We start from the raw sequence: 13,532 nt of genomic DNA on the forward strand, positions 1-13,532 counted from the left end.
AGTACTTATTGTACTTGGAACTTATTTAGCTAATTGAGCCAATAGTTTTTCAGCAACCAATTCAGAACTTGCAGGGTTTTGCCCTGTGATCATCAAGCCATCTTGCACTGCGAAAGGTGTCCAGTCCGCCGTGTTTTTGTAGTCTGCACCGCGTTTCTTCATTTCATCTTCTAACAAGAAAGGCACGACTTCGGTCAATTGAACCGCAGCTTCTTCGCTGTTAGTGAAACCTGTAACGGTTTTACCTTTAATGAAGTACTCGCCGTTTGCGTCTTTGATGTTTAAGAAAGCGCTTGGTGCGTGACAAACAGAAGAGATTGGCTTGTTTGCTGCGATGAAGCTTTCGATCAAGGCAATGGATTCTTCGTTTTCAGTCAAATCCCAAAGTGGACCGTGGCCGCCAGGATAGAAGATGGCATCGAAGTCGCCTTCTTTCATATCGCTCAGTTTTACTGTGTTGGTAATCACATCTTGCGCCGCTTGATCTTTGTAGAAGCGTTCTGTTGCTTCGGTTTGCGCTGCTGGTGCCGTGCTGTTTGGGTCAATAGGTGCTTGGCCGCCTTTTGGTGTTGCGACTGTTACTTCAGCGCCTGCATCAATAAACGCGTAATAAGGAGCAGCGAATTCTTCTACCCAAAAACCTGTTTTGTGGCCTGTATCGCCCAAATCTGAATGAGATGTTAGAACGACTAGAATTTTTTTGTTGCTCATAAGACTGTTCATAAGAGAATCCTAAATGTTTGAATGAGTTGTTTAAATAACTTGTGATTAGTCTATCTAATTAATCGAATTAACGTAATGAGAAGGTTTTTGACTTCATTGGTTTAATAATTGATACAATTGACGTCATCTTCGTTATCTATAGAAAAAGAGTCGTCACGATGGAAGTCTCGTTTGAACAGTTAAAAAGTATGGTGGTGTTTGCTCAAGTGGTGGAGCAAGGCAGTTTAACGGCCGCCGCCAAATTCATGGGGATTTCCCGTGGTGTGGTGAGTTATCACCTGAAAAAGCTAGAAGAACAACTTGGTGTAAAACTGCTGAATCGTACTACTCGGTCTTTGTCATTGACTGAAACAGGCGAAGCCTATTATCAGCGTTGCCGAGCTATTGCGTTTCAGGCCCATGAAGCGAATCAGCAAATAGAAAAAGCCAAACAAGAGCCCGTTGGTAAACTGAAAATTACCTGTCCGGTGAATTTAGGCTTGCAGGTGATTGTGCCTGCTCTGAACGAATTTCGACAACTTTATCCGTTAATTGAATTGAATGTTTCCTTGAGCGATGAAGTGGTCAATATCATCAAAGATGGCGTTGATCTGGCCATTCGAGGTGCGCCATTACTGGATTCTGGATTACAAGCCAGCAAGTTGACGACATTCGAAACCTGCTTGTGTGGTTCACCAGAGTATTTTCGGCGACGCGGCAAACCCACTCAACCAGAAGAGCTGTATGACCACGACTGGGTGGTGTATACGCCAGCGGCGAATACCGTTCACCTTAGCCAAGGTTCCAAATCGTTCAGTTTGTCTGTGCGTGGTGCGGTAAGCACCAACAATGCGGCCGCCAGAACTATTTTTTTAGAAGGTGGAAATGGTATTGGCCGAATTCCAATGTACGACGCTCAGCCACGTATCGCCAATGGGCGTTTAGAGCGAATTTTGCCGGATTATAAATGCACAGGAATAGATGTTTACGCGGTCTTTCCACCAGGTACTGCAGAATCTAAAAAGTTGCGTTTGCTGCTGGATTTTCTGAAAACATCTTTTACTCGATTTTTATGAGTGAACTTTTTTCTGTAACAAATCTCAGTTAGCTTTGTTATTTACTGTGACGTTTATTATGGAATTGTGTGCTCGACAGATCTGACGGTTTTAATGCATTACTATACAGACAGATGGATTTAGTTTTAGAGACCTGTGTGATCTGTATCGTGCATAAGGGCTCTTCTTTGTAAGTTAGGGAGTGTTTTACATTGAATAATAGGAGCCTCCTGTGCTTATTAAACATAAGTTAATTTTAAATACCGTGCTGTTGGTTGTTGCCTTAGTTGCCATGTTAGGGCTTTTTTACAACACACAAGGCAATCTAGAAAAACTAAACTACGCCAAGAACCTTGTCGTACACCAACAAGTCAATATGCTTACCTTGCGTCGTAATGAGAAAGATTTTCTCGCGCGTCTCGACCTTTCCTATGAAACAAAATTCAACGAGACAATAACTTCGCTTTTCACGGATCAAACAATACTTGAAAACGTGATGAACGAATTTGACATAAATACCGATACTTTGTTGGAACTAGGCGATGATTTCAAAGAATATCAGGCTGATTTTGCTTCGGTGGTATCTGCTTCGACAGAACTAGGGCTAACGCCAGAGACTGGGTTGCAGGGCAAACTACGTGACGCTGTGCATAATATTGAGAGTGAATTGTCTGCTCTGAATCAGGATGCTTTGTTGGTGACCATGTTACAGCTTCGTCGACATGAAAAAGATTTTATGCTGCGTAATAACCCTAAATATATTGCCTCTTTTAATAAAACATTAGATCAATTAGAAAGTAATCTACGTAGCGGTTCATTACCGGCGGATAAAGTTGAATTGTTGGTGTCTCTTTCTGAACAGTACCGAACAGGTTTTAATCAATATGCAGAAGGCAAAAAAGCTTTAGGCTTGAACAGTAAAGAAGGGCAATTATTGGCGATGCGTGAATCGATCCATAAAACGGAAACCGCACTCGATTCACTAGAAGCTCAACTAACCTCAATTATTCAGGAAAAAACATCCTTTGCCATGATGCTGACAACCATTCTTTGTGGTGTCATTATTGTTGCCGGGGTGTTTGTTGGGTGGATTATTAACCGCACGATTAACTCAGCATTGAACACCATCCAATCAACAATGCGAGACATTCAAACGACTCACAATATAAGTTTGCGCGTTGATTTACCCGCGAAAGATGAGATTGGCTTTGTTGCCGCCAGTATCAACGATATGTTGGCCGATTTTAGCCGAGTGATTGCTAACGCAAACCTCACTGTACAAGAAATGAATACGACAACCGTTCAGTTGTCACAAAATGCGGCAAGAACATCAGACGATGCTCAGAAGCAGCGCTCAGAAACGGACATGGTTGCGGTATCTGTTACTGAAATGGTCGGTACCGTGGAAGATATTTCACGCAGTATGGAAATGGCCGCAGCGAAGGCACGATCTACACAAGAAAGCGCACGACAAGGTCAATCTCAAGTGAACTCGGCCATTGATCGTATTCGCCAGCTTTCAGATAGTCTTGAAGGCTCGGTCGAAACCGTCAGCGAATTAGCCAAAGAAAGCGAAAGTATTGGAACTGTGTTAAGCGTTATCCAAGGAATTGCCGAGCAGACTAACTTGCTGGCACTTAATGCTGCGATTGAAGCCGCGAGAGCCGGTGAGCAAGGACGAGGTTTCGCCGTTGTTGCCGATGAGGTTCGTGCCTTAGCAAGCCGAACTCATACAGCGACGGAAGAAATTTCAGACATTATTGTTACCTTGCAAGAACGAACCAAAGGTATCGTGACGCTGATGGAAAATTGCCGTCAGGATGGCGTGTTAAGTCGTGATGAAGCCGCGACGACAGGTGTTGTGCTCGAGCAGATTATTCTCGATGTAGAAGAGATCTCCGGTATGGCTGGATCTGTATCCACTGCCATTGAACAACAAACGATAGCGGCCAATGAGATTAGTAAAAACGTCGATACTATACGTGAAATCACGGAAGACACTTCAGAATCGGTAGCCTTGAATTCCCAAGCAAGTAAAGCCATTGCTGATCAAGCGGAATCCTTGAACCGCAGTATTTCGATTTTCAAAGTATAACTAGGCTGTCGGTATCGACTGTTTCTGTAATAGCATCATGATTCGTATTGACAGTTAGGTATTGCAGGTCTAGGGAAGGCACGAGTAAGTCCTCTTGCCTCAGCATGTGGATAAAAGCCTGTTATTCATATCTTCCCTAGCCATTAGGCCTGCGATACCGTTATTATGCAGTTATCAACTGACGCTATTTTAGGGATTAATTATGCTATATCGATTGTTATTATGTTTGATTCTGGGGAGCTTTGTATCGGTTTCTTCCATGGCAGCGACCAAGACTTCAGAAGATCAGAAGACGCTTGAGCAGACTGTTTTTGAACTTGAGCGTAGCGTGGCAATTTTACAGCTGTCCACCGCATCTTTAGGCGATTACCAATCACTTTCTACCAAAATGGCTCATGTTAAGTCGTTAGAATATCGTGTGAATTTTTTGGGTAACTTAACTTTCTTACTATGTATGGCGCTGGTGGTTTTCTTCTTTAAACTGCGCAATCAGCAAAAACGACTGTTAGCGCTCGAAAATCGAGAAAATGAAAAAGCTATCGAGCAGCAAAGTAAAGACGCCTAAACGCAGATGTTTAATGCAAAGGAAAGGTAATGTCTAAGCCGATAGTATTGATGATTATTGATATGCAGCAAGGCATGTCTTGGCCGCAAGCGGGTGAACGTAATAACCCGAATGCTGAACATGAAATTGCCGAGTTACTGGCTCATTGGCGATCGATCCACGCGCCGATAGTTCATGTGCGCCATTTGTCGAATGAGCCGGAATCTTTGTTTTGGCCTGATCAAGATGGCGCTCTCTTTCAAGACGCTTTTCAACCTTTGGCGGACGAGAAGATTATTGAAAAATCCGTTCCCGATGCCTTCACCTTTTCCGATTTAGAAAGCTGGCTACGCGACCAAGACATACAAGCGTTGGTTGTGGTTGGCGTCAGTACAAATAACTCTGTTGAATCCACCGTGAGAAGTGCCGGTAACTTAGGTTTTAATACCTACGTGGTCGGCAGTGCGTGTTTTGCGTTTGAAAAAGAAGACTTTTTTGGCCTATCACGCAGTGCGGATGATGTGCATGCAATGTCATTGTCGAATCTGCATGGTGAATATGCGACGGTTATTACCCAAGATGCAGTGTTTGCGTTATTGCCAAAAGAACACACATCACTAAGCGATTAGATTTTTCATTACTCCACCACACACATTGGCGTTTTGGCTATCGGGTCTTGATGAATCTGCGCACTCAACGAGAAGACCTCTTTCAATAACTGCTGGGTAAGCACTGAGTCTGGTGAACCTTGGGTGACAATTTTGCCTTTTTTCATCACGATCAAGTGGTCGCAATAACGTGCCGCTTGGTTGATGTCATGGAGCACCGTGATGATGGTTTTGCCTTGCAAATTCAACTTGCGCAGCAAGTGCATGAGTTCTACTTGATGGCTTAAATCCATGTAGGTGGTTGGCTCATCCAGCAACAAATACGGCGTATCTTGCGCTAACGTCATGGCGAGCCAAACACGCTGACGTTGACCGCCAGACAGCTCACTGACCAGTTGCTCAGCTAGCTCGGTAATGCCGGTTTCTTGCATGACTTGAGTAATAATGTCGTGGTCTTCTTTGCTAATCCGTCCCCAAAACCCAGTGTATGGGCTGCGTCCATAGGCGACCAAATCTTTGACTTTAATCCCTTCAGGAATCGGTTGGGTTTGTGGCAACAAGGCCAATTGTTGCGCCAGTTTTTTAGATGCGATGCCGTGAAGGTTCTGGCCTTGCCAGTGAACTTGGCCATCCATAGGAGAAAGAATGCGCGCCATGGCTTTCAATAAAGTGGATTTGCCACAACCATTTGGTCCAAGTAACGCAATGATTTTTCCTTCGGGGATGTTTAGGTCGACTTGTTTTACGATGGCTTTATCATGGTAGCCAACAGATAAGTTATGAGTGCTAAGAGACATAAATCATTTCGTCCTAAGGAGTAGCCAAAGAAAATACGGCGCGCCAATAATGGCGGTCATAATGCCGGCGGGTAATTCAATTGGTGGATCAATGGTGCGAGCTACGAGATCAGCAAGCAGCAACAAAATGGCGCCAACTAACATGGTGGCAGGCAAGAGTATTTGATGACGGCCGCCGACCAATTTTCGGGTTAAATGCGGAGCCACTAAACCGAGAAAGCCAATAGGGCCGCAAATCGCCACACAAGACGCAGTCAGCCCAACAGCAATAGTCAAGGAGGCCAAACGTAGCTTGTTCGCCTTTATACCAAGGCTAATGGCGCTGTCATCACCGAGATGAATGAGATTGAGCGGTTTCGCAAGCCAAAGGGCAAAAGGAATCAACAGCAGCCAAGGCAATAACATAGCAAGCTGATTCCAGCCGCGTCCCCATAAACTGCCTGTTAGCCACAATAGGGCGTTATTGATTTCCAGTGGTTTAACCAGCATCAGAAAGTCGATACAACTGGCGTATAAGGCCGCTAATGCCACCCCCGTAATGGCCAGTTTTATGGTGCTGCTATGTGAGCCGCACAACCACCACAACATTAACGCTGCCACTAAACTGCCGACTAGGGCGACCGCAGGTAGCCAGCTAATATCGGCATTGGGAAAAAAAGTCATATAGAACACAGCGGCCAATCCAGCACCATGGCTAACACCAAGTACATCCGGTGACGCCAGAGGGTTACGAATCACCCCTTGAACCAAGGCGCCCGCCAGCGCCATCATGGCACCAACTAACATGGCGAGAATGGTGCGCGGTAAGCGATATTCATGAACGGTGAAGTAGTGTTCGTTACCGATTTGAAGACCATCTAAAATCTGTTTGAATGGAATCGAAACCGCACCAAACATGAGATTAGCGATCAGCAGTCCTATCATGGCAAGTACTAAAAAAGGCAGCGAGCGCGTGGCCATTATAAGGTTCTCTTACGGACGAGGTAGATGAAAAACGGCGCACCGATCAAGGCCAAAATAGCGCCAGCCGGTGTTTCTGCGGGATAGATAATACCTCGGCTGACTGTATCGGATAAAACGACCAAACAAGCGCCCAGTATCATGGCGATAGGCAAAAACTTACGATGATCTTGCCCCGCGAGCATGCGTGCCATATGTGGTACCAGCAAGCCGACAAAACCAATTGCACCGACGCTGCTGATGGCGCTCCCGACCAATAATAAGACGAGAAAGCTGCCGCCTAGTTTGACCCACATCAGCGACACGCCAAGGTTTCGCGCATTGTCATCGCCAAGCTGCAATAGATTCAGTGTTGGGGCAATCAGCATGGCACCTAATAAACCAATAAGGCAGACAGGCCAAAGGGAATCGAAGGTTTGCCATCTAGCATCGGTCAAACTTCCCGCGAGCCAAGTTAGTACGCCTGCAGCTTGATCTTCAGCAATGATAATTACGGCCTTGGTTAGAGCGGCACATAAAGCGGAAATAGCGACGCCAGCCAATACTAATCTTCCGTGTTCATTGCCGCCGCGCCATGCGCTGCCAAGCAGCATAACGAAAGCCCAGGCAATGCCGCCACCGATAATGGCGGCGATTGAACTGCCGAGTAAACCAAACCAAGGGGCGATCGTGGAAACACTTGCCATTCCCAGAGCTGCGCCAGCGTTAATGCCAAGCACAGACGGAGAAGCAAGAGGGTTTTGTGTCAGGCCCTGCATGATGACACCAGCCGCTGCGAGATTAGCGCCGACCATGATGCCAACGAGTACTCTAGGCAGTCTTAAATCATGAACAATATGCTGGGCAATGCTGTCCTGATTCATATTGTATAAGGCATGCAGAGCGTCCGCTGGCGTGACGGTAATAACGGACCAGCTAAACAGGCTGATCCATGAACAGGCAAACAGAAGCAGTAGTAGCAATAGGCACTGGGCAAAAAAAGAAAAACGTAACGAGATCATTTTTTCGCGTTGAAGACCTTGATTAGATCTTGCCCCATGGTTTCGGCTGAAATAATGCCGCGGCAACGGGACCAGGTATTAGGATTAACCGCATAAATGTGGTTATTTTTAGCGGCTTTTAAGATTGACCAAAGCGGCTCACTTTTCCATTTGTCGACGATGCTGGGTGTGACGTAATTACCGACGATAAAGTAATCTGGGTTGACCGTAAGTAGTTGTTCTAAGCTGGTTTGACGGTAAGCATCATCGCTGCGGCCAGTATTGGCATTTTTTAAGCCCAATGCGCGTATCACGCCGCCAGCATAGGAATCTGCTGTGTGAAGAAATAAGGCGTCATCACGGGCAACACCAAATTGCACTTCTTTGCCCTTTGGTAATTGGGCCGCTAGTTCCGCCATCACTTCGTCATGTTTCTTCAGGCGCGCTTGCATTTCTTTGTCTTTGCCTATGGCTTTACCAATAATGGCCGTGGCTTGAAGGTTTTCTTCATAGGTGGCTCGGCGTGAAGGCAGAATCAAGGTGGGGGCTATTTTTTGTAGATCAGCATATACGCCTTCATGGCGGGAAATATCGGCAATGATGAGATCTGGTTTTAGCGAAGAAATGGTTTCAAGGCTAGGCTGAGAACGCGTACCAACCGATGTCCAATCGCCAATTTCATCACGAATTTCTTTTAGAATACGTTCAGAATCTTTGTCATCCGCGATACCGACAGGGCTGACACCAACGGCAGCTAATGCATCGACAAATGAAAACTCCAACACAACGATACGCTTTGGCGTGTAATCGATGCTAAATGATCCTTTACTGTCTTCTACTGTGACAGCTTGAGCCAGTGAGCATAGGCAGAGAGAAAGAGCGGTTAAGGCAAGATAGATCAAGCGTTTCATAAGAATATGTCTTTGTTATTGAAAAATTTCGATAATAATAACACTTCTCATTTCAGTGTTAAGTGTTTTCTTCTCAATAATCAATTTTGACGCTGTATCTTATTTTCTAATGATTAAAGACTTTCGCCGGCTTCTATTTGAAAGGGCAAATCAATAATGGTTTGAGAGACGGGATTCCCCTGCAGACGTGACAACAGATGTTCGGCAGCAAGGCGTCCCATTTCTTCACGGGGCGTAATGACGGTTGCCAGTCTAGGCACCATAGCGCGGGAAATATCATGGCCGTGGAAACCTGCAATGCTGATGTCTTGTGGAATCTTGATGCCAGCTTTTTGGCAAGCGTACAGCGCACCAATTGCTAAGTCATCGTTGGTGCAGAATATGCCGTCGGTATCGGGTTGTTGCTGCAGGGCATCGTGTAGAAAAGTGGCCCCAAGGGTGAATGAAGACGCGCTGTTGGTTTTCAGGCACAAAGGCGTTAATCCGTTGTCTTGCATGGCGGTTTCGTAGCCTTTGATTTTAAACAGAGTCCGCTGATCCATTCGCGCGGCAAAATAGACAATCTTTTGTCGGCCTCGTTTGATCATAAAATCCGTCATGGCATACGCGGCGGCTTCGTTGTCTATGCCGATAGCTTGCTCAATCGGAGGGGAAACGGAGTCCATGATTTCAATAACGGGAATGCCAGCCACGGCTAGCATTTTTCTCACGCGCTCTGTGTGATAGCTCTCGGAGATGATTAATCCATCGACACTGTAAGACAAGAGAGTCGCAATACGGGCTTCTTCCGCTTCTTTGCTGTAACCATAGTGAGCCAGCATGGTTTGATAGCCCGCGGGTTCAACGACGGATTCAATACCACGAATGACTTCAGCGAATACTTGGTTGGTTAAAGAGGGAAGTAGAACGCCAATCGCGTGGCTTTTTGATTTGGATAAAATATCAGGTGCTCGGTTGGGGATGTAACCTAGGTCTTCTAATGCATCGGCGATTTTAGTTTGTAATGGCACAGAAACTTGATCTGGATTTCTAAGAAAGCGACTCACGGTCATTTTTGTCACGCCAACTAAGTCAGCCACGTCTTGCAGTGTTGGGCGTTTGTTTTTCATGCTTGGGCTTTTCTTGTCGGAGCTTTTCATACCAGTGACGTATCCATGTTTTGTTACAGGTAACATTATCATAAGCCATTCATGGCTAGAAACAAAAAGTAGGCATTAATGGAGTCGGTGTTAATTAAAGTAGGAATTATGTTGAAAGTGAGCATTCACTTTTTTAGCAAGAGACACAACTTTTTGGTTGTGTCTCTTGCTTATATATTTATTTAATCGCTAAAAGCGTCAAGGCTTCATTTAAAACTTGGTCGGCATTTTGAGAAATATCGATCACCAGAGCTTCGTCGCTTGTTGGTTCAACTAAAGTGGCGAATTGGCTTTCTAGCATTTCTCGACCATTAAAATAATGACCGTCACGTTTTTGATGACGTTGCCAAATGGTATCGATGCTGCCTTTTAAATAGATCATGGTGACATCGTCTAAACCATTGCGCAGCATGGCGCGATATTCTGGCTTCAGTCCGGAGCAAGCAATAACGGCCGTTGGGTTATCAGTCAATATGTTGTTGAGTGTTGCCAACCAATCCTTGCGATCTTCATCTGTGAGTGGCGTACCTTGGCGCATTTTGTCTACATTGGCTTGGCAGTGAAAGTCATCGCCATCAAAAAATGGGTAACCAAGCTTATCTGCTATGCTTTTGCCTATTAAAGATTTACCTGAACCTGATACGCCTAATACTACAATTTTCTTTGTCATCTTCTTAATTCCTTATCGCCTTGCTGTTGTCCAGCAAGGCCGCAGTGTCGTTCAAAAAGCCGTGTTGAACGGCATGGTCTCAATGGGTTATTTCCACCAAAGGGCCAGCTCAGGAAAGAATATGACCAAAGCAAGAACCAAAACCTGCAAGCCAATGAAAGGCATGAGAGAGCTAAAGATCTCGCCCAGGCTAATGTCTTTTGGCGCCACAGATTTAAGATAAAACGCCGCAGGGCCAAACGGAGGTGATAAGAAAGATACCTGCATATTCAAACAGAACACCACGCCAAACCAGATAGGATCTAAGCCAAGACCTGTAATGATAGGGACGAAGATCGGCATGGTTAATAGTGCAACACCGACCCAATCTAAGAACATACCGAGTACCAGTAAGATGATCATCATGATCATGACGGTGCCCATGACGCTGCCGCCACTTAGGGCAAGAATGGTTTCTTCAACAAAGGAGATTCCGCCCATCAGGTTGTATACACCGACCAGAGCGGTTGCCCCGATACCGATCCAGATAATCATGCCACAGGTGCTCATGGTGGCTTTTGCGCTGTCTTTTAGCATGGCGAAATTCAGCTCGCCACGAATCGCCGCGCTGATAATAATGCCAACCACACCCAGTGCAGAGGCTTCAGTCACAGACGCTACACCAGTATAAATACTGCCTAATACCATCATTACAGTAAGAAGAGGGAAGAGTAGCGCTTTGAAATAATTGACGTCTTTGTCCGCTGCCAACTCTTCTTCGCTCGGCAAGGGCGCGTATTCTGGATGAAGACGACAAATGATCAGCACGTAAGCCATGTAAGCGAAGGCAAGAATAAAAGCAGGTAAGAACGCCGCTTTAAACAAATCACCGATGGAAACACTGGCTGTTAAACCATAGATAATCAATACGATACTGGGTGGTAGCATGGTGCCTAATGCGCCACCGGCACAGGTCACACCAATGGCCAGTTTGCGGTTGTACCCAAGGCGCAACATTTGCGGCAAGGCCAAGATACCAAGTAATACTGTTTCACCGCCGATCACGCCAGACATAGACGCTAGAACGATAGCAACTAAAAGAGTTTGTACTGCCACGCCGCCGCGTAGTTTGCGGCCAAAGACTTTCATGGCGTCGAACAGGTCTCGGGCGATACCAGATCGATCTAATAAGGCGGCCATCAGAACAAACATGGGCACCGCCAGAAATACATAGCTACCGACAAAACTGTACAAACGGCTGGTGATCAAAGGCAACGCGCCCACGCCAAACCAACCAATAGCAAAAACAAGCGCCACTAACGCGGTCACAAAGGCCAATTGCATGCCTGTTAAGAGCAATAAAATCATAGAGCCGAGCATTAGTAGGCTGCCGTAGCCTATGCCCATAGCGGATAAATCAAACATCTTTGCGCTTCCTTAAACCATTTAGTTCTTGTATTAGGTGCAAGAAAAACTGCACAAACATGATACAGAGCGTGGCGAAAATCATGCCTTTCACTAAGGCTGGGAAAACGGGGTTCCAAGCGGAACCAGATGTTTCTAATCGAAGATCACCAAATGGCGTAAACCATGAGTCCTGAACCATTTGATAAGCGGCCCAGCTAAGTAAACTGGTAAACAGCAGCCCCATGATGTGGTGGAAAACATTCAACCAGCGACGCGTTGTGTCTGAGACAATGTCATAGATCAGCACCACACGAACATGTTTGTTAATGGACAACGCATAAATGCCGCCATAAACGAACAAACAGCCACCTAGAAATGAGGCGGTTTCGTGAACCCAAATGGTTGGTGCGTTGAATAGGTAACGCATCACAACTTCGTAAAAAGAAATGCCAACGGTAAAGATAAACAGCAAACTGATGAGGTTGCCGAACCAATAGATCGCACGATCTAGGGCGTTTCTCGGCTGTTCAGAACTGTCTAGTGTCTGTGGATGAATTTCGTCTTTCATGATCATGATCCAATGAAAAGCAGGCGCAGATGCAATAGGTATGCAGTGCGCCTGTTTTGCAGGGTTAAAAGGCTTCTAGGCGAGCTTAAAGAAGGCCGTTTGCTTCTAGGTACGTTGTAATAGAGTCGTACACTTTCTGCGCATTGTCAGAACCTTTGGCAAACTCTTCCCACTGTGTACGAGCAATCGCACGGAATTTCTTACGCTCTTCTGCAGACCAATCGTGAATGGTAATGTTTGGATCCGCTTTCGCTGCTTTTACGGCAGCTTGGTCCGCAATACGCAGTTGTGTTGTCATGTCTTCAGCGAAGTCACGAACTGAAACCGTTAGGATAGCTTGAATGTCTGCTGGCAGTTTGTCCCATTTTTTCTTGTTCATTGAAATATCGATCAATGGCAAAGAGTGGAAGCCAGGCTGCACAGGGTGTGTCGCAATGTCGTTCATGCCGGCTTTTTGGTTAGTCGAGAAAACCGTGTAGTCAGCCGCGTCGATAACGCCTTTGCTAAGACCGGTGAATACTTCAGAACCTGGTAGGTTAACTGGTGCCGCACCTGCTGCTGCAAATACGCGTTGGACCAAGCCTTCAGGAGCACGAAGTTTCAGGCCTTTCAGATCTGCAACACTGTCTAGAGGAACACGAGAAACCAAAGATTCAACACCTGTCGTAGAACCACCAATGAATTTCACGCCGTAAGGTGCGTAAAGCTCGTTCATTAGTTCGTAACCGCCACCATAGTTAACGTATTGCAAAAGTTGCTGAGTATTAGACCAAGCGCCGACTGTGTTACCAATCAGGCCAAAAGCAGGATCTTTACCAGAGAAGAACTCGGTTGCTGTGATTTGGCCGTCCAAGATGCCCATTTTGATGCCATCTAGCGTTTCAGTGTGTTTGAAAATACTGCCAACAGGAAGCAACTCGATATGAACTCGACCACCCGTCATTGTTTCGACGCGTTTCGTCCATTCTTTTTGAACTTGGAAGTTTTTGTCGCCAGCAGGGTCAGAAGATTGGAACTTAAAGTTGTAATCCGCTGCAATTGCTGAAGTCGATAGAATACCGGCTGTAGCGGCCGTCAATAACGTGGTAGTGAACTTATTCATGGTATTGCTTCCCAT

At 45.8% G+C, this 13,532-nt stretch carries 14 protein-coding genes; 4 read left to right on the top strand and 10 right to left on the bottom strand.

Going from position 1 to position 13,532, the window contains the following annotated elements:
* Positions 1–21 precede the first annotated feature (21 nt).
* Entirely contained in the window at positions 22–723 is a 702-nt protein-coding gene (locus tag AC2A4J_RS03340; RefSeq protein ID WP_484174918.1) for a type 1 glutamine amidotransferase domain-containing protein, read from the bottom strand.
* A 158-nt stretch (positions 724–881) separates the two neighbouring features.
* On the opposite strand from AC2A4J_RS03340, the gene AC2A4J_RS03345 reads away from it, so the two are divergent.
* The 4 genes from AC2A4J_RS03345 to AC2A4J_RS03360 all read left to right on the top strand — a co-directional run bounded on the left by AC2A4J_RS03345 (position 882) and on the right by AC2A4J_RS03360 (position 5,025).
* Complete coding sequence (locus AC2A4J_RS03345; RefSeq protein ID WP_255827837.1) at positions 882–1,778, top strand: LysR family transcriptional regulator; 897 nt, start codon at positions 882–884, stop codon at positions 1,776–1,778.
* A 211-nt stretch (positions 1,779–1,989) separates the two neighbouring features.
* Complete coding sequence (locus AC2A4J_RS03350; protein ID WP_484174919.1) at positions 1,990–3,852, top strand: methyl-accepting chemotaxis protein; 1,863 nt, start codon at positions 1,990–1,992, stop codon at positions 3,850–3,852.
* A gap of 202 nt (positions 3,853–4,054) precedes the next feature.
* Positions 4,055–4,417: a hypothetical protein gene (locus tag AC2A4J_RS03355; RefSeq protein ID WP_255827839.1), complete on the top strand. Its 363-nt coding sequence runs from the start codon at positions 4,055–4,057 to the stop codon at positions 4,415–4,417.
* Positions 4,418–4,446: 29 nt separating this feature from the next.
* The gene (locus AC2A4J_RS03360) at positions 4,447–5,025 is read left to right on the top strand and encodes a cysteine hydrolase family protein (RefSeq protein ID WP_484174920.1); all 579 of its coding nucleotides are present in this window, start codon (positions 4,447–4,449) and stop codon (positions 5,023–5,025) included.
* A gap of 8 nt (positions 5,026–5,033) precedes the next feature.
* Here the strand turns inward: AC2A4J_RS03360 and fecE are convergent, their stop codons facing one another.
* From fecE to AC2A4J_RS03405, 9 genes are all read right to left on the bottom strand, one after another.
* Positions 5,034–5,801 (bottom strand): Fe(3+) dicitrate ABC transporter ATP-binding protein FecE, encoded by a 768-nt coding sequence (gene fecE / locus AC2A4J_RS03365; protein WP_484174921.1) that lies wholly within the window; start codon positions 5,799–5,801, stop codon positions 5,034–5,036.
* Positions 5,802–5,804: 3 nt separating this feature from the next.
* The gene (gene fecD / locus AC2A4J_RS03370) at positions 5,805–6,761 is read right to left on the bottom strand and encodes a Fe(3+) dicitrate ABC transporter permease subunit FecD (RefSeq protein WP_484174922.1); all 957 of its coding nucleotides are present in this window, start codon (positions 6,759–6,761) and stop codon (positions 5,805–5,807) included.
* Positions 6,761–7,762, bottom strand: coding sequence for an iron chelate uptake ABC transporter family permease subunit (locus tag AC2A4J_RS03375; protein ID WP_114411759.1), 1,002 nt, complete (start codon positions 7,760–7,762; stop codon positions 6,761–6,763). Before AC2A4J_RS03375 ends, fecD begins: the two co-directional genes overlap by 1 nt.
* Positions 7,759–8,652 carry a Fe(3+) dicitrate ABC transporter substrate-binding protein gene (locus AC2A4J_RS03380; protein ID WP_484174923.1) on the bottom strand — a complete coding sequence of 298 codons (894 nt, stop codon included), beginning with the start codon at positions 8,650–8,652 and terminating at the stop codon, positions 7,759–7,761. The genes AC2A4J_RS03375 and AC2A4J_RS03380 overlap by 4 nt, the downstream gene beginning before the upstream one ends.
* A 113-nt stretch (positions 8,653–8,765) precedes the next feature.
* Positions 8,766–9,791: a gluconate operon transcriptional repressor GntR gene (gene gntR, locus AC2A4J_RS03385; RefSeq protein WP_484174924.1), complete on the bottom strand. Its 1,026-nt coding sequence runs from the start codon at positions 9,789–9,791 to the stop codon at positions 8,766–8,768.
* A 178-nt stretch (positions 9,792–9,969) separates the two neighbouring features.
* Positions 9,970–10,461, bottom strand: a complete 492-nt coding sequence (locus AC2A4J_RS03390; RefSeq protein ID WP_255827844.1) for a gluconokinase — start codon at positions 10,459–10,461, stop codon at positions 9,970–9,972.
* Positions 10,462–10,548: 87 nt separating this feature from the next.
* Positions 10,549–11,865: a TRAP transporter large permease gene (locus AC2A4J_RS03395; RefSeq protein ID WP_255827845.1), complete on the bottom strand. Its 1,317-nt coding sequence runs from the start codon at positions 11,863–11,865 to the stop codon at positions 10,549–10,551.
* Complete coding sequence (locus AC2A4J_RS03400; protein ID WP_255827846.1) at positions 11,858–12,415, bottom strand: TRAP transporter small permease subunit; 558 nt, start codon at positions 12,413–12,415, stop codon at positions 11,858–11,860. The genes AC2A4J_RS03395 and AC2A4J_RS03400 overlap by 8 nt, the downstream gene beginning before the upstream one ends.
* A gap of 85 nt (positions 12,416–12,500) precedes the next feature.
* On the bottom strand, positions 12,501–13,517 hold the full coding sequence (locus AC2A4J_RS03405; protein WP_255827847.1) for a TRAP transporter substrate-binding protein: 1,017 nt from the start codon (positions 13,515–13,517) through the stop codon (positions 12,501–12,503).
* Positions 13,518–13,532 lie beyond the last annotated feature (15 nt).

It is taken from the genome of Marinomonas sp. ATLA20 (assembly GCF_057180105.1).